This window comes from Pseudoblastomonas aquimaris, from assembly GCF_035481675.1.
Classification (GTDB): domain Bacteria; phylum Pseudomonadota; class Alphaproteobacteria; order Sphingomonadales; family Sphingomonadaceae; genus Alteriqipengyuania_B.
In genome coordinates, this window is the sequence record NZ_JAYJJW010000001.1 from 1,954,967 (window position 1) to 1,969,092 (window position 14,126).

General features: G+C 66.2%; 19 protein-coding genes. 12 read left to right on the forward strand and 7 right to left on the reverse strand.

What is annotated here, in order from left to right; all coding sequences use genetic code 11:
* Positions 1-155 precede the first annotated feature (155 nt).
* From VCJ71_RS09770 to VCJ71_RS09780, 3 genes are all read left to right on the forward strand, one after another.
* Positions 156-1,673, forward strand: coding sequence for a fumarate hydratase (locus VCJ71_RS09770; RefSeq protein ID WP_324640925.1), 1,518 nt, complete (start codon positions 156-158; stop codon positions 1,671-1,673).
* A 79-nt stretch (positions 1,674-1,752) separates the two neighbouring features.
* Positions 1,753-3,000: a sensor histidine kinase gene (locus tag VCJ71_RS09775; protein WP_324640777.1), complete on the forward strand. Its 1,248-nt coding sequence runs from the start codon at positions 1,753-1,755 to the stop codon at positions 2,998-3,000.
* Positions 2,993-3,736, forward strand: coding sequence for a LytR/AlgR family response regulator transcription factor (locus VCJ71_RS09780; RefSeq protein WP_324640778.1), 744 nt, complete (start codon positions 2,993-2,995; stop codon positions 3,734-3,736). The genes VCJ71_RS09775 and VCJ71_RS09780 overlap by 8 nt, the downstream gene beginning before the upstream one ends.
* An 81-nt stretch (positions 3,737-3,817) precedes the next feature.
* On the opposite strand, the gene VCJ71_RS09785 is transcribed toward VCJ71_RS09780, so the two are convergent.
* A complete protein-coding gene (locus tag VCJ71_RS09785; protein ID WP_324640779.1) occupies positions 3,818-4,129 on the reverse strand; it encodes a UrcA family protein in 312 nt (103 codons plus the stop codon).
* Between the two features lie 213 nt (positions 4,130-4,342).
* Between VCJ71_RS09785 and VCJ71_RS09790 the strand changes: the two genes are divergently transcribed.
* From VCJ71_RS09790 to VCJ71_RS09805, 4 genes are read left to right on the forward strand one after another with little or no spacing between them, the layout of a single operon-like run.
* Positions 4,343-4,606 (forward strand): hypothetical protein, encoded by a 264-nt coding sequence (locus tag VCJ71_RS09790; protein ID WP_324640781.1) that lies wholly within the window; start codon positions 4,343-4,345, stop codon positions 4,604-4,606.
* 46 nt (positions 4,607-4,652) lie between these two features.
* A complete protein-coding gene (locus VCJ71_RS09795; RefSeq protein ID WP_324640783.1) occupies positions 4,653-5,495 on the forward strand; it encodes a diacylglycerol kinase family protein in 843 nt (280 codons plus the stop codon).
* Positions 5,492-6,373 (forward strand): metallophosphoesterase family protein, encoded by an 882-nt coding sequence (locus tag VCJ71_RS09800; protein ID WP_324640784.1) that lies wholly within the window; start codon positions 5,492-5,494, stop codon positions 6,371-6,373. Before VCJ71_RS09795 ends, VCJ71_RS09800 begins: the two co-directional genes overlap by 4 nt.
* A 51-nt stretch (positions 6,374-6,424) precedes the next feature.
* Positions 6,425-6,625, forward strand: a complete 201-nt coding sequence (locus VCJ71_RS09805; RefSeq protein WP_324640785.1) for a hypothetical protein — start codon at positions 6,425-6,427, stop codon at positions 6,623-6,625.
* A gap of 78 nt (positions 6,626-6,703) precedes the next feature.
* On the opposite strand, the gene rpsI is transcribed toward VCJ71_RS09805, so the two are convergent.
* From rpsI to VCJ71_RS09825, 4 genes are all read right to left on the reverse strand, one after another.
* Complete coding sequence (gene rpsI, locus VCJ71_RS09810; protein ID WP_324640787.1) at positions 6,704-7,234, reverse strand: 30S ribosomal protein S9; 531 nt, start codon at positions 7,232-7,234, stop codon at positions 6,704-6,706.
* Positions 7,234-7,713, reverse strand: a complete 480-nt coding sequence (gene rplM / locus VCJ71_RS09815) for a 50S ribosomal protein L13 (RefSeq protein WP_324640789.1) — start codon at positions 7,711-7,713, stop codon at positions 7,234-7,236. The genes rpsI and rplM overlap by 1 nt, the downstream gene beginning before the upstream one ends.
* Before the next feature lie 200 nt (positions 7,714-7,913).
* Positions 7,914-8,237: a divalent-cation tolerance protein CutA gene (gene cutA / locus VCJ71_RS09820; protein WP_324640790.1), complete on the reverse strand. Its 324-nt coding sequence runs from the start codon at positions 8,235-8,237 to the stop codon at positions 7,914-7,916.
* Entirely contained in the window at positions 8,234-9,292 is a 1,059-nt protein-coding gene (locus VCJ71_RS09825) for a COX15/CtaA family protein (protein WP_324640791.1), read from the reverse strand. The genes cutA and VCJ71_RS09825 overlap by 4 nt, the downstream gene beginning before the upstream one ends.
* Before the next feature lie 124 nt (positions 9,293-9,416).
* Here VCJ71_RS09825 and VCJ71_RS09830 point away from each other — a divergent pair, with 124 nt between their 5' ends.
* From VCJ71_RS09830 to VCJ71_RS09850, 5 genes are all read left to right on the forward strand, one after another.
* Positions 9,417-9,788, forward strand: coding sequence for a MerC domain-containing protein (locus VCJ71_RS09830; RefSeq protein WP_324640792.1), 372 nt, complete (start codon positions 9,417-9,419; stop codon positions 9,786-9,788).
* On the forward strand, positions 9,778-10,014 hold the full coding sequence (gene thiS / locus VCJ71_RS09835; RefSeq protein ID WP_324640793.1) for a sulfur carrier protein ThiS: 237 nt from the start codon (positions 9,778-9,780) through the stop codon (positions 10,012-10,014). The genes VCJ71_RS09830 and thiS overlap by 11 nt, the downstream gene beginning before the upstream one ends.
* A gap of 58 nt (positions 10,015-10,072) precedes the next feature.
* Positions 10,073-10,873, forward strand: coding sequence for a bifunctional sulfur carrier protein/thiazole synthase protein (locus VCJ71_RS09840; RefSeq protein ID WP_324640795.1), 801 nt, complete (start codon positions 10,073-10,075; stop codon positions 10,871-10,873).
* Positions 10,874-11,015: 142 nt separating this feature from the next.
* A complete protein-coding gene (locus VCJ71_RS09845; protein ID WP_324640796.1) occupies positions 11,016-11,186 on the forward strand; it encodes a CsbD family protein in 171 nt (56 codons plus the stop codon).
* Between the two features lie 136 nt (positions 11,187-11,322).
* The gene (locus VCJ71_RS09850) at positions 11,323-11,844 is read left to right on the forward strand and encodes a hypothetical protein (RefSeq protein WP_324640797.1); all 522 of its coding nucleotides are present in this window, start codon (positions 11,323-11,325) and stop codon (positions 11,842-11,844) included.
* A gap of 6 nt (positions 11,845-11,850) precedes the next feature.
* Here VCJ71_RS09850 and VCJ71_RS09855 read toward each other — a convergent pair whose 3' ends face one another.
* Both VCJ71_RS09855 and VCJ71_RS09860 read right to left on the reverse strand, forming a co-directional pair.
* Positions 11,851-12,123 carry a cupin domain-containing protein gene (locus VCJ71_RS09855; RefSeq protein ID WP_324640798.1) on the reverse strand — a complete coding sequence of 91 codons (273 nt, stop codon included), beginning with the start codon at positions 12,121-12,123 and terminating at the stop codon, positions 11,851-11,853.
* Between the two features lie 130 nt (positions 12,124-12,253).
* Positions 12,254-14,041, reverse strand: coding sequence for an AMP-dependent synthetase/ligase (locus VCJ71_RS09860; RefSeq protein WP_324640927.1), 1,788 nt, complete (start codon positions 14,039-14,041; stop codon positions 12,254-12,256).
* Positions 14,042-14,126 lie beyond the last annotated feature (85 nt).

A 14,126-nucleotide genomic window follows, 5' to 3' on the forward strand; every position in this document is an offset into this window, starting at 1 on the left:
ACCATAATACGCCTAGGCAATAGGTCTTGCAATAGAGACAAGGCCGGTTGCTTCCAAGCGCTTTGACCAGAGGGGTACACAAGGACTAGGGGAACCCTCTTTCTGCGCAAAGCCAAGGTGGACCGATGAACGACGCGACCGAATTCCCGGCAGGGATGGTGACCATCCGCGAGGACGACCTGATCGACAGCATCGCCGATGCGCTGCAGTTCATCAGCTACTACCACCCGATGGACTACATCCGCGCGCTGGGCGAGGCGTACGAGGCGGAGCAGGGTCCAGCGGCCAAGGATGCGATCGCGCAGATCCTCACCAACAGCCGCATGTGTGCCGAAGGCCACCGGCCGATCTGCCAGGACACCGGCATCGTCAACGTGATGGTGAAGTGGGGGCAGGACTGCCGCCTCGACGCCTCCCGCAGCCTGCAGGAGGTAGCGGACGAAGGCGTGCGCCGGGCCTACAACCACCCGGACAACAAGCTGCGCGCCAGCATCCTCGCCGATCCGGCCTTCACCCGCCGCAACACGCGCGACAACACCCCTTGCGTGCTGTCGGTCGAAATGGTGCCGGGCAACACCGTCAGCATCGATGTCGCCGCCAAGGGCGGGGGCAGCGAGAACAAGTCCAAGTTCAAGATGATGAACCCCAGCGACAATATCGTAGACTGGGTGGTCGAGCAGCTCCCCAGCATGGGCGCCGGCTGGTGCCCCCCGGGCATGCTCGGCATCGGCATCGGCGGCACCGCGGAACACTGCATGAAGCTCGCCAAGCAGAGCCTGATGGAGCCGATCGACATGGGGCAGCTGAAGGCGCGCGGGGCGAAAAGCGATATCGAGCAGCTGCGGATCGACATTTTCGATGCGGTTAACGCGCAAGGTATCGGGGCGCAGGGGCTGGGCGGGCTTTCGACCGTGCTCGACGTGAAAATCCTCGACTGGCCGTGCCATGCCGCGGGCAAGCCGGTGGCGATGATCCCCAATTGCGCCGCCACTCGCCACGCGCATTTCACGCTCGACGGCAGCGGGCCGAGCTATCTCGAAAAGCCCGATCTCGACGCTTGGCCCAAGGTGAACTGGCAGCCGGATGCCGCCGCCAGGCGGGTCGATCTCGATAACCTTACCCCGGCGGAAGTTGAAAGCTGGGAAAACGGCGACCGCCTGCTGCTGTCCGGCAAGATGCTGACCGGGCGCGATGCGGCGCACAAGCGCATCCAGGACATGATCGACAAGGGCGAGGAGCTGCCTGTCGATTTCCGGGGCCGCGCGATCTACTACGTCGGCCCGGTCGATCCGGTGATGGGCGAAGTCGTGGGCCCCGCCGGCCCGACCACGGCCACCCGGATGGACAAGTTCACCGAAATGATGCTCGACCTCGGCCTGCTCGCCATGATCGGCAAGGCGGAGCGCGGGCACAACGCGGTCGAAGTAATCAGCCGTTTCAGGGTCGCGTACCTGATGGCGACCGGCGGCGCGGCCTATCTCGTCAGCCGGGCGATCAAGGAGGCGCGGGTGGTCGCTTTCGAGGAACTCGGCATGGAAGCGATTTACGAATTCACGGTCGAGAACATGCCCGTGACGGTCGCCGTCGATAGCCGCGGCAACAATGTCCACACGCTTGCCCCGGCGCACTGGAAGGACCGGATTGCCAAGGAAAAGCTGCTCGAGAAGGGCTGAGCCGGCTTTCGATCAACGCCTTTGCCCGCTCGACGGCGGGACTGGCGCGCTTTCCGCCGATTTGGCACATGAGCGCGAGATGAACGTGCTGACACAGATCCGCGCCGAGGAGGCCGCGCCTCCCGCGAGCGACCAGCCGCCGAGCGTGCCCTTCCGGGTGGTGATCGGCTCGATCGCGATCCTGTGGTTCCTCAATTTCGCCTTCATCACGATCCGCGCGATCCTGCTCGATTTCGAATACCAGGGCGAACTTGTCTTCCTGCGGCTGCAGCTGTTCGCCATCGCGGTGGCGCTGACGCTGGGCCTGTGGGTCATCATCCGCCTGTTCGACCGCTTCCGCCTGCCGGTGCGCGTTGGCGTGGCGGTGGTGGTCGCCCTGCCGGTCGCGCTGTGCCTCGCGCAGGCGAGCGTCACGCTGTTCACCCCGATCAACGAGCGCATCATTACCGAGCGGGCCGAGGCCGAGAACGTGCCGCTGCGCCGGAACGAGGAAGGCCAGCTCGAACTCGACACGGCGGCCATTCGCGCCAGCGCGGGCAGCGACCAGGCCGACAACACCGCTCCCCCTGCGAAATCCCGCTTTGCGGGCAGCCGCTGGCAGCAGCTGATCGACACCGGGCTCGGCCATTATTTCGTGATGCTCGCCTGGTGCGCGCTCTATTTCGCGATGCTGGCGGGCGAGCGGGCCCGTATGGCGGAGCGGCGCGAGGCGGAATTCCGCGCCGCCGCCCGCGCGGCAGAACTGCGGTCGCTGCGCTACCAGGTAAACCCGCATTTCCTGTTCAACACCTTGAATTCGCTCTCCAGCCTGATCCTGACGGGCAAGAACGACCGGGCCGAGGCGATGCTGCAGACGCTCGCAGAATTCTACCGCCAGAGCCTGAACGATGCGCCTACTGCGGACGTCACGCTCGAAGAGGAGATCGCGCTGCAGAGGCTCTATCTCGAGATCGAGGAAATGCGCTTTCCCAAGCGCCTGCGCACGGCGATCGACGTGCCGGAAGAATTGCTCGACCTGCGCGTGCCCGGCATGATCCTGCAGCCGCTGGTCGAAAACTCGGTCAAATACGGCGTGGCGCGAAGCACGGGGGCGGTCACGATCACCATTTCGGCGCGGCAGGAATACGGCCGGCTGGTCGTCAGCGTCACCGACAACGGCCCTGGCTTGAAGGACGGTGCGGGCGAAACGCACGGCACCGGCATCGGCCTCGCCAACGTCCGTCAGCGCCTCCACGCCCGTTTCGGGGAGGAAGCGCACATCGTCTCCGGCGTGACGGGCGATGGCTATGCGACCCACTTGCGGATCCCGGTGAATACCGATGTCTGACGATACGACCATCCGGACCCTGACCACGCTGATCGTCGACGACGAGCCGTTGGCGGTGGAGCGGCTGCAGGTCATCTGCGCCGGAATCGACCATATCGAGGTCAAGGGCACCGCAAGCGACGGCGCGTCCGCCCTGCGGCTGGTCGAGGCGCTGAAACCCGATCTCGTCCTGCTCGACATGACGATGCCCGAAATGGACGGACTGACGGTCGCCGCCGCGCTCGGCAAGCTCGACAATTCGCCGGCAGTTATCTTCGTTACCGCGCATGACAATTTCGCGGTCGAGGCCTTCGACCTGGAAGCCATCGACTATGTCCTGAAGCCGGTCACGGCGGAGCGGCTGCAACGCGCCATCGGCCGCGCGCTGGACCGGCGGCAGAGCGAGGCGGGGGGCGGCGGCGACAGCTGGCTGCGCGAATTCTGGGTGCCGCATCGATCGGAACTCAAACGCATCCCCACTGCCGATGTGTGGCGGATCGACGCGGAGCGCGATTACGTCCGCCTGCATGTCGGCGACCACAGTTTCCTGATGCTGCAGACCATCGCCGGGCTGGAAGCGAAGCTCGATCCCGACGAATTCATCCGCGTCCACCGCTCCACCATCCTCAAGCGCGGCGAAATCACCGGGCTGCGGCACGAGGGCATGGGCGTGTGGTGCGCGGAAATGGATCACTGCGAGCCGGTCCGCATCGGGCGGACCTATCTTGCGAGGGTCAAGTCGATGGCCGGTCGCTGACGCTTCTCCTGCTTGCTGCACAACAAAAAGGCGCCGGTGCGGGGCGCCTTTTTGCTTGGGACAGGATAGGGCCGGACTGGTTCAACCGCCCTTGGCAAGCTCCTGCTCGATCGCGGCGATGCGCAGCTGCGCCTTCGCCTTGGCCTCGTCGTAGCAGGCGCGCGCCGCGGCCTGGTCGATCGAACGGGCGCTCGTCTGGCCGAAGCCGCAGACGTTGCGCGCCGCGATGTCGACGCGCCGCTCCAGCTTCGCGCGATCCTTCGCCTGCGACAGGTCGAGATCCGACGTGTCCACATGCACGGTGCGTTCGATGGAGCGGGTGCCCGCGGTCGCGGGGGCTGCCATGGAGAGGGTGATGCCGGCTGCTGCGGCAAAGAGGGCGATAGTTTTCATTGGTCGTCTCCTCGTTTCAGGGTGCGCCGCGGCAAGAAGGGCCTGGGAGAGCCGCGGCGCAGGAATGTTTCTAGACCATGGCACCCCACTTGGCTTTTGTTGCTCGATCACCGCGTGCGCCGCATCGACCAAGGACCCGCGCTCCCGCCGAACGCCCCGATCCGCTCCACCAGCGACCCATGACAGGCGACGAAAAATATGCATGATGGCGGCATGATCGTGGCCATCATCTTCGCGCTGGGCATCGCCAACTTCGCGCTCAACCGCGCCGTGCTGGACAGCGGGCACGAGCTGGTGGCGCAGTTCCCCGGCCTGTTCGGCGGCAAGGGGATGGTTTCGCTCGGCTTCGAGTTCGCCGTGCTCCTCGCCGCGATGCTCTTTGCGGCGAACGGATCGCCGGGCGTGATCTGGGCCTATGCCATCTACAGCGGGGCGAACGCGGTGGCGGCCTGGCTGGTGCTGTCGCAGCGGATCTGACCGCGGGCGGCGCGGAACCGCGCGAACCGCGGCTCGTTCCCCGTGCATGCGCATAGAGCCGCAACCCATCTGGCTGATAGTCAACGAAAAGAGCGGAAGCTTCAGCGAGGACGCCGTGCAGGCGCTCGCCGAAGCCTTCGACGCCGCCCGCTTTCCGGTACGCCGCTTGGTGCGCATCCCCACCGACGACGCGCCCACACCCGCGCAACTCGACGAAGCGGAGATCGGATTGGCAGCGATCTTCACCGGCGACGGCACGATCAGCTCGGTCGTGGCCGGACTTGGCGGATGGGGCGGCAAGGTGCTGGTGCTGCCCGGCGGGACGATGAACCTGCTCTCCGGCCGGCTCCACGGCGAGGTGGACGAATGCGAGATCGTCGCGCGGCTGGCAGGCGAGGTGACGGCGCGCGACATGCCGATCATTTGCCATGGCGAACGGCAGGCGCTCGTCGGCATATCCGCCGGACCCGGCGCCATGTGGTACGACGTGCGCGAGGATATGCGCGACCTGTCCATCGGCCAGCTGGTCGGCGATGCGGCCGATGCGGCAAGCGCCACCGTTGCGGGACCCTTCGTGCACTGCGTGGAACCTGCACTCGGCCGCGACACCGGCTATCCGCTGATCGAACTCGAACCGAGCGAGGAGGGAATCCGCATCGTTGCCTTCACGGCCGAGACGCTGGGCGGCTATCTCGAACAGGGGTGGGCCATGCTGAAGCGCGAATTCCGCGAAGGACCGCATAAGGTGCTGGGCCATGCCGATAGTGTGACGCTGCGCGCGGACGAGGATATCGCCCTGTCGGTCGACGGTGAGCCGCAGGAGGGCAGCCGCGAGGAAACATTTGTCGTGGCGCGGTCCGGTGTCGATCTGGTAGCGACCCGCGCATGACCGATGGCAACGGCACGGAAGGCCGCGATAACGCACTGCTGTTCCACTTTTCCGACATCCATTTCGGGCTGGAGGACAACGAGGCGCTCGACTGGGCGAAGGACGAGATCGCCCGCCAGTGCCCCGACGCGGTGGCGATCACCGGCGACCTCACCATGCGGGCCCGACACCGCGAATTTGCCGCGGCCAGGGACTGGATCCTGTCGCTGAAGGCGCCGGTCACGGTCGAGGTCGGCAACCACGACATGCCCTATTTCAACCCGATCGAGCGGTTCTTCGCGCCGTATAGCCGCTTCAAGGGGATGGAGCAGCTGGTCGAGCGCGAGATCGACCTGCCTGGCATCGCTGTGGTTCCTTTAAAAACCGCAGTCCGCGCGCAGCCGCGCCTCAACTGGTCGAAGGGCTGGGTCACCGGCCGGGCGCTGAAGAAATGCCTCGATGCGATCGACGCCCTGCCGCCCGGCACAAGCGCCCTGGTGACAGTGCACCATCCGCTGCGCGAAGTGGGCACGGAAGGCACTGCCCTGACCAAGAATGGCGAGCGGGCGCTGGCGGAGCTTGCCAAGCGCAACGTTCTCGCGGTCCTGTCGGGCCATGTGCACGATGCCTTCGACCTGGTCGAGCCGACGCCCAACGGTCCCGTACGGATGATCGGGGCCGGCACCCTGTCCAAGCGGACGCGCTCGACCCCGCCCAGCTTCAACGAATTGCGCTGGGACGGGCAGCAGCTGACCGTGTCGGTCCGCAACCTGGAACACGTTTCCAGCCGCGACATGATGATCGACGACGTGCCCGAAGATGCGCTCCCCCCGCGCGAGCCGGGCGAGCCCGTGGCCCCGGTCGGCCGCATACCACGCACCGACCCGCCGGTTCACTAACGCGTTCTTAACCGCCCCGTGCGAGTTTGCCCCGACAATCGTGGGGGCGATATGATCAATTTCTTCAAGGCCATTCCGCTCGGCGGACTGTTGACGTGGGTCGTGTGCATCTTTGCAGGCTCGGGCGGGGCATCGGGCGGCCAGCTGGATATAAGGCCGATCGAGATCGTCGATCACACGGTGCTGTGGTCTTGGCCACTCTTCGGCATCGGCACGCTGCTAGCCTGGGGGATCATGGCCCTGCAGAAATAGCGCGCATCCGTACCAGACATGGAAAAAGGGCGGCCCCGCGAGGAGCCGCCCTTTTCGTATCCGTATTGCGCGGAAGGATCAGCGCTTGCTGAACTGGAAGCTGCGACGCGCCTTGGCACGGCCGTACTTCTTGCGCTCCACCACGCGGCTGTCGCGGGTGAGGAAGCCGGCGGCCTTCACCGTGCTGCGCAGGGCCGGCTCGTACTTGGCGAGTGCCTGGCTGATGCCGTGCTTCACGGCGCCTGCCTGGCCCGACAAGCCGCCGCCCTTGACGGTGGCGACGATGTCGTACTGGCCTTCGCGCTCGGTCACCTGGAACGGCTGGTTCAGGACCAGGCGCAGGGTCGGGCGGGCGAAGTAGACTTCCTGGTCGCGGCCGTTGACGGTGACCTTGCCTGTGCCGGGCTTCAGCCAGACGCGGGCGACCGCGTCCTTGCGGCGACCGGTGGCATAGGCACGGCCTTGGGCGTCGACTTCCTGCTCGCGCAGCGGGGCGGAGCTGGTTTCGGCAGCGCCTTCGGCCGCAGCGGTTGCATCGGCTGCCGGAGCGTCGCCGGCGATGTCCTTCAGGTCCGACAGGTCGGACACGGTGTTCTTTTCGTCAGCCATCACGCGGAAGCCTTGTTCTTGCGGTTCATCGAGGCAACGTCGAGCGTGGCGGGCTTCTGCCCGTCGTGCGGATGCTCCGTGCCGTTGTAGAGGTGCAGCGCCTTCATCTGCTGGCGGCCGAGCGGACCGCGCGGGATCATGCGCTCCACGGCCTTTTCCAGCACGCGGTGCGGGAAGCGGCCTTCCAGCACCTTGGCCGGGGTCGTTTCCTTGATGCCGCCGACATAGCCGGTGTGCTTGTAGTAGACCTTGTCGTTCATCTTCTTGCCGGTGAATTTCACCTTGTCGGCATTGATGACGATGACATGGTCGCCGCAATCGACATGCGGGGTGTAGCTCGGCTTGTGCTTGCCGCGCAGGTGGTTGGCGATGATCGCGGCGAGGCGGCCGACGACGAGGCCGTCGGCATCGACGATGTGCCAGTTCTTCTCGACCTCGGCCGGCTTGATCGACCGGGTCTGCTTGCTGAGCGCCTTCATGGCTGGTGGTTTCCGTTGCTGGAATGAATGGGCGAGCGGCGGGCGGCTGGACTGCGTGCGCGAATCCGGGCTGCCATCCGTTTCGAAGGCGCGCTTCTTGCAGAAAAGCGCCGCAAGTCAAGCGAAACAGCGGGTTTGCGGAGAGGTAAAATAATACCGCGGCGAAGATCGCGCGCCTTATTTCGGCGTGGGGATGATCGTTAGATGTCCTGCAGCGTCGCGCTGTCCAGCCACTGCGCGGTCACGCCCGGCACGGCATCGGCCTGCCACCCGATCACGGCAGGCTGGTCGTACGAGTGGATTTCGGCGAGCACTTCGCACGCCGCCGCGAGCCTTGCCTCGCTCGTCTTGAAAAAGACCCCGACCTCGCGCGCCGTTTGCACCTCCCCTTCCCAGCGGAAGAGCGATTCGACACCGGGCAGGATGTTGGCGCAGGCCACCAGCTTGCGGTCGAGCAGTTCGTGCGCGGCCGCCCTTGCATCCTCGAGCGTCGCGAAAGGGCACCAGATCATGGCGCCGCTCATGCGCGCCTGCCGATGGCATGGGCGGCCCAGGCGGTCGCCGCCACCAGCAGCGCGCCCACCACCTGGTGGGAGGCGGCGAGCCACAGGGCCACGCCGCTCGTCACGGTGAAGATGCCGAGCAGGATCTGCGTCCCGAACGCGGCGTGGACCGCCACCGCGGCGCGGCGGTCGGCAGGCTTGGCCTTGCGCGCCAGCACGACCAGCGCGGCGACCGCAGCCCATGCCCACCAGCGATGGAGGAAATGGAGCCAGAACGGATCGTGGGTGAAGGTCCACCATGCGCCGCGCGACCAGTCGACTTCGGGGACCAGGCGCCCTTGCATCAGCGGCCATGTATCGGACGCGAGCCCGGCGTTGAGCCCCGCGACCCAGGCGCCCAGCAGCAACTGGACGAAAAGCACCAGCCCGACGACCGCCGCGAGGCCGGTCAGGCGCGCCGGGCGGGAATCCCCGTCGCGGGCGAGCGCCCGCAGGTCGAGGGCGGTCCACACTAGCCCGGCCAGCGTGAAGAGCGCGGTCAGGAGGTGGATGGAAAGCCAGAAGTGGCTGACGTCGGTCATCTCGCCCGTCAGGCCGGAGCGGACCATCAGCCATCCGAACGTGCCTTGCAGCCCGCCGAGCGCCAGCAGCGCCAGCAGGCGCGGCTTGTATCCGCGCGGGATCATGCCGCGCATCCAGAAGACCGCCAGCGGCACGGCAAAGGCGATGCCGATCAGCCTGCCGAGCAGGCGGTGGAACCACTCCCAGAAGAAGATGAACTTGAAATCGGACAGCGTCATGCCCGCCGGGCCCGCCTCGAGCCGGTATTCGGGCGTGGTGCGATATTCGGCGTATTCGGCTTCCCACTGCGCTTCCGTCAGCGGGGGGAGCGTGCCGGTCACCGGCTGCCACTGGGTGATCGACAGGCCCGATTCGGTCAGGCGGGTGATCCCGCCAACTGCCACGATCAGCACGACCATCGCGGCGACGACCAGCAGCCAGCGCGCAATCGGCCCCGGCCGCGCGCCGCCTTTCGCTATCGATTCCGCGGATATCTGCCCGGTCGCTGCGCCCATGCGGCATCCATGGGGAGCGCCGCGCCGCCGCGCAAGGGCGTAACCCGCGCGGCTTGCGCATTTCGCCCGGAACCGTGGTGCCCTTGAAACGTGTTATGGTATCACATACATAGGCCACCAAGTCATGACGCAGACCCAGACCCCGATTCGCCGCAGGCTCGACCGTGCCGGCATCTGGCTATCCGCCCTGTGCGCGGTGCACTGCGTTCTGGGCGTGCTGCTGGTGGCCGGGATCGGGCTCGGCGGTTCGTTCCTGCTCGATCCTATCTTTCACGAAATCGGCCTTGCCATTGCCATGCTCATCGTCGCGGTGGCCATCGGTATCGGTGCGGTCCGGCACAATCGCCCGCTGCCTTTCGTGGTCGCGATGATGGGCCTGACCTTCATGGGCGGCGCGCTGGCCGTGGGGCACGGCACGGACGAGGCGGTGCTGACCGTGATCGGCGTGACCCTGGTGGCCATCGGCCACATCCTGAACTTGCGTCATGCCCACTAGGGCCTATCTCGGCAGCATGGCCGAACCCCGCAGCATCATCCTGAACGGCGAACCGCGCTCCACTGCGGCAGCGACGATCGGCGCGCTCGCGCTGGAGCTGGAGATCGATCCCGCGAAGATAGCGGTCGAGCGCAATGGGGAGATCGTGCCACGATCCACGCTCGGCGCCGCCCCCCTCTGCGACGGCGACGTGCTGGAAATCGTCCACTTCGTCGGTGGCGGCTAGGGAATAAGCGGCGGGCAAGAGGGTTGGCTTGGCTGGGCCCTGCGCCTATCGCGCACCCATGACCGACAGCCCCAATTCCGACAAGCAAGCCACCGACAGCTGGACCGTCGCCGGACGGACCTTCACCTCGCGCCTGATCGTCGGCACGGGGAAGTACAGGGATTTCCGCCAGAACGCCGACGCGCTGGCCGCCAGCGGTGCGGAAATCGTCACCGTAGCGGTGCGCCGGGTCAACGTCTCGGACCCCAAGGCGCCGATGCTGACCGATTTCATCGATCCCAAGCAGGTCACCTACCTGCCGAACACCGCGGGCTGTTTCACGGCGGAGGAGGCGATCCGCACACTGCGCCTGGCGCGCGAGGCGGGCGGCTGGGATCTCGTGAAGCTGGAAGTGCTTGGCGAAGCGCGCACGCTCTATCCCGACATGCGCGAAACGCTGAAAGCGACCGAGGTTTTGGCGAAGGAGGGTTTCCACCCGATGGTCTACTGCGCCGACGATCCGATCGCGGCGAGGCAGCTGGAAGATGCCGGCGCGGTCGCGATCATGCCGCTCGGCGCACCCATCGGCAGCGGGCTCGGCATCCAGAACCGTGTCACGATCCGCCTCATCGTGGAAGGCGCGAGCGTGCCGGTGCTGGTCGACGCAGGGGTCGGCACGGCGAGCGATGCGGCCGTGGCGATGGAGCTTGGTTGCGACGGCGTTCTGATGAACACGGCCATCGCTGAAGCGAAGGACCCGGTGCGCATGGCCCGGGCGATGAAGCTGGCGGTGGAGGCCGGGCGGGAGGCCTATCTTGCGGGCCGTATGGCCACGCGCAAATACGCCGATCCCAGCAGCCCGCTCGCCGGCCTCATCTGAGCGCAACAGGCTTTCCGTCCGTCGCAAGTTGACGGAACATCGCCCCATTTCAAACCGTTACCTATTCGAGCCGCCCCCCCGGCGACTTGCACCGGACCGATCCCCCCAGGCCCGCTGCACCCTCGAAGAACGGAGACATATCATGGGCGAACTGACCGAGAAGATCAAAGGCAACACCAACGAAGCCATCGGCAACGTGAAGCAGGAATCGGGCAATTCCGAGACCCGCGCCGAAGGCCGCGCGCAGGAACGCAAGGGCGAAGCCCAGCAGATCAAGGGCGAAGTCGAAGGCGCACTCGGCAACGACGTCTGATCGAAAGCCACAGCTGATACGAATGGGGCCGCGGGGATCACCGCGGCCCTTTTCGTATGCCCCGGCGACGAGCGTTTACGCTTCGCTAACCATATTGCGCGACAGTCTCCCTCGGAAATTCAGGGGGAATGCGACGATGGGCGTTATGGCAAACGGATCGCTGGCAATCGCGGAGTGGCGGGAGTTCGCCAGCTTCAGCGGGGCCGAGCAGGCCTATATCGAACGCGCGCTCGACATCGGCCTCGCCCGGCGCGACGCTTTCCGCGATCCGATGGGCAAGGACGCGACTGCAACGCGTCGCCACTACATCGCCTACCAGCAGCTGAAGGCGCTGCGCGGCACGATCCCGGCGGCCTATTCGCGCGACGAGCTTGATTGCTTCATGGCGGAGCTGATCGGCCTTGCCCGGTTCGACCTGTCGTGCGGCGCGATCCAGAGCTTTTCGGCCTTCCGCTTCCTGTACGAACGCCTGCTGGGTGCCGCCGTGCGCCCGTGGCTGCCGGCCGCCTTCTGCGCCGCCGCCGCCCTGCCGCAGATCGACCCGCCGCGCCGCAAGGACCTGCTGCAATCGCTCAGCGAAGCCGCCGCCACCGCGCCCGGCTGGAGCGAAACCGAGCCGCAGTTCTTCCCGGAACAGGTAGAGCTGGACGTGGCCTGAGCCGGGCTACTCCCCGCTCAGCTCTTCGAAAATCAGGTAGGTGACCGTAGTGTCGCCGACATTGACCACTTCGTGCCAGGCGACACCCTCGCTTGAATAGCTGGAGCCGGTTTCGATCGTCGCCGTGCGCTCTCCGTCCGCAGACACGAGTTTCATCGTCCCCCCGGTGAGGGCATAGCCGAAATGGGCGGGGTGGAAATGCCGCTCGTGCCCGACACCCGGCGGAAAGGTGCAGCGCAAGACCCGGCGGTCGGAAGTCTGGTAAAGGCGCTCGCACACGCTCTCGCCAGCCCACCCGGCCTCTAAAGCGCCGGGCAGGGAATCGTTGCCTGGAGCGGTCGCGTTCGCACAGCCGCCCAGGAGCGCCAGCGCAGTGCAGGCGACGATTATCGGTAGTGACTGGCGCAAGCTAACTCCGGTACAGCCCGTCCAGCCGTTCTTGGTAGCGGTCGCGGATCTTGTGGCGGCGGATTTTCATCGAGGGGGTCATTTCCTCGTTCTCGATGGCGAAGGGCTCGTCCGCAAAGGCGAACTGGCGGACCTTCTCGATCACCGACAATTCCTTGTTCACCCGGTCGACGGCGGCGCGCACGGCGGTCTTGAAGGCGGGCAGCTGTTGCAGCGCTTCCATGTCGAACTTCTCGCCGTTGGCGCGCGCCCATTCCACCGCCCATTCGGCATCGGGCACGATCAGCCCGACGATGTAGGGCCGCTTGTCGCCCGCCACCATCGCCTGCGCAATCTCCGGCTGCAGGGTCAGCATGCCTTCGACCTTTTGCGGGGCGACATTGTCCCCCTTGTCGTTGACGATCATGTCCTTCTTGCGGTCGGTGATGACGATGCGGTTCTTGTCGTCGAGGTGGCCGATATCGCCCGTGTGCAGCCAGCCGTCCTGCAGCGTGCGCGCGGTTTCCGCCGGATTCTGCCAGTATCCCTGCATCACCAGTTCCCCGCGCACGAGGATCTCGCCGTCGTCGGCGATCTTCACCTCGACCCCGCGCATCGGCGGGCCGACGGTGTCCATCTTCAGCCCGGCAGCGGGCCGGTTGCAGCTGATCACCGGTGCGGCTTCGGTCTGGCCGTAGCCCTGCAGCATGGTAAGGCCCATCGCCTGGAAGAAATTGCCGACTTCCGGGTTAAGCGGCGCGCCGCCCGAAACCATTGCCTTCATCCGCCCGCCGAACTTGTCGCGGATCTTCGGGCGCAGCGTCTTTTCGAGGATGAAGTCCATCGGCTTGTCGCGCAGCCGCGTCTTGCCGCCGCGGGCATTCTCCACGATGCGGAGCGCGCGGTCCATCATGTAATTGGCCGCCTTGCCCTGCTTTTCGACCTGCTTGATGATGCGCGTGCGCAGCACTTCGAACAGGCGCGGGACCACGACCATGATCGTCGGGCGCGTTTCCTCGATATTGCTGGCGAGCTTCTCCAGCCCCTCGGCATAATAGATTTCCGCACCTACCGCGATCGGCAGGAATTGCCCGCCAGTGTGCTCGTAGGCGTGGGAGAGGGGCAGGAACGACAGGAAACGCTCCTCGTCGATGCCGAAATCTTCCTGCAGGATGTCGGCCGCGCCGGTCGCATTGGTCAGGATGGCGCCGTGGTGCTGCAACACGCCGCGCGGGGCGCCGCCGGTGCCGCTGGTGTAGATGATGCAGGCGGTGTCGGCCCGGCCAATGCCCTCAAGCCGCTTGTCCACCGCCTTGCGGTTGGCGGCCGCGTCGCCGCTGACCATCTGGCTCCATGCGTGGCAGGTGAAGCCCATCGACTGGCTGCGCTTCACGCCGTCGATCGGGATGATGTGTTCCGCCGCGCCGGAGCGCATCATGGCGGGGATCAGCGGCTGGGCGAGCTTGTCGGAACTCACGATGACGGCCCGCGCGCCCGAATTGTCGAGGATGTGCTGGTGGTCGCGCTCGGTATTGGTGACGTAGGCGGGCACGGTGATGCAGCCGGCGGCCATGATGCCGAGGTCGGCGATGCACCATTCGGGGCGGTTCTCGCTCACGATCATGACCCGGTCGCCAGCCTCCAGCCCCAGGCTGCGCAGGTTTTCGGCAAGGTTGCAGACCTGGTCCGCCACTTCGCGCCAGCTCATCGTCTGCCAGCCGCCCTCAAGTTTCGCGCCGAGGAACGGGGCGTCGCCCTTGGCGTCGGCGCGCTGGAAGAACAGTTCGACCAGGCTGCTCACCCGGTCCATGGCTTCGATGTCGATCACGGCCAAAGCGGCACCTCTCGTTCTGTGCGACCTGCAATAGTTGCAATGGCAACCGGATGGCGGGGTT

Coding starts and splice junctions, on each gene's coding strand:
- VCJ71_RS09770 (WP_324640925.1), top strand. CDS start 156: ATGGTGACCATCCGCGAGGACGACCTGATCGACAGCATCGCCGATGCG.
- VCJ71_RS09775 (WP_324640777.1), top strand. CDS start 1,753: ATGAACGTGCTGACACAGATCCGCGCCGAGGAGGCCGCGCCTCCCGCG.
- VCJ71_RS09780 (WP_324640778.1), top strand. CDS start 2,993: ATGTCTGACGATACGACCATCCGGACCCTGACCACGCTGATCGTCGAC.
- VCJ71_RS09785 (WP_324640779.1), bottom strand. CDS start 4,129: ATGAAAACTATCGCCCTCTTTGCCGCAGCAGCCGGCATCACCCTCTCC.
- VCJ71_RS09790 (WP_324640781.1), top strand. CDS start 4,343: ATGATCGTGGCCATCATCTTCGCGCTGGGCATCGCCAACTTCGCGCTC.
- VCJ71_RS09795 (WP_324640783.1), top strand. CDS start 4,653: ATGCGCATAGAGCCGCAACCCATCTGGCTGATAGTCAACGAAAAGAGC.
- VCJ71_RS09800 (WP_324640784.1), top strand. CDS start 5,492: ATGACCGATGGCAACGGCACGGAAGGCCGCGATAACGCACTGCTGTTC.
- VCJ71_RS09805 (WP_324640785.1), top strand. CDS start 6,425: ATGATCAATTTCTTCAAGGCCATTCCGCTCGGCGGACTGTTGACGTGG.
- rpsI (WP_324640787.1), bottom strand. CDS start 7,234: ATGGCTGACGAAAAGAACACCGTGTCCGACCTGTCGGACCTGAAGGAC.
- rplM (WP_324640789.1), bottom strand. CDS start 7,713: ATGAAGGCGCTCAGCAAGCAGACCCGGTCGATCAAGCCGGCCGAGGTC.
- cutA (WP_324640790.1), bottom strand. CDS start 8,237: ATGAGCGGCGCCATGATCTGGTGCCCTTTCGCGACGCTCGAGGATGCA.
- VCJ71_RS09825 (WP_324640791.1), bottom strand. CDS start 9,292: ATGGGCGCAGCGACCGGGCAGATATCCGCGGAATCGATAGCGAAAGGC.
- VCJ71_RS09830 (WP_324640792.1), top strand. CDS start 9,417: ATGACGCAGACCCAGACCCCGATTCGCCGCAGGCTCGACCGTGCCGGC.
- thiS (WP_324640793.1), top strand. CDS start 9,778: ATGCCCACTAGGGCCTATCTCGGCAGCATGGCCGAACCCCGCAGCATC.
- VCJ71_RS09840 (WP_324640795.1), top strand. CDS start 10,073: ATGACCGACAGCCCCAATTCCGACAAGCAAGCCACCGACAGCTGGACC.
- VCJ71_RS09845 (WP_324640796.1), top strand. CDS start 11,016: ATGGGCGAACTGACCGAGAAGATCAAAGGCAACACCAACGAAGCCATC.
- VCJ71_RS09850 (WP_324640797.1), top strand. CDS start 11,323: ATGGGCGTTATGGCAAACGGATCGCTGGCAATCGCGGAGTGGCGGGAG.
- VCJ71_RS09860 (WP_324640927.1), bottom strand. CDS start 14,041: ATGGACCGGGTGAGCAGCCTGGTCGAACTGTTCTTCCAGCGCGCCGAC.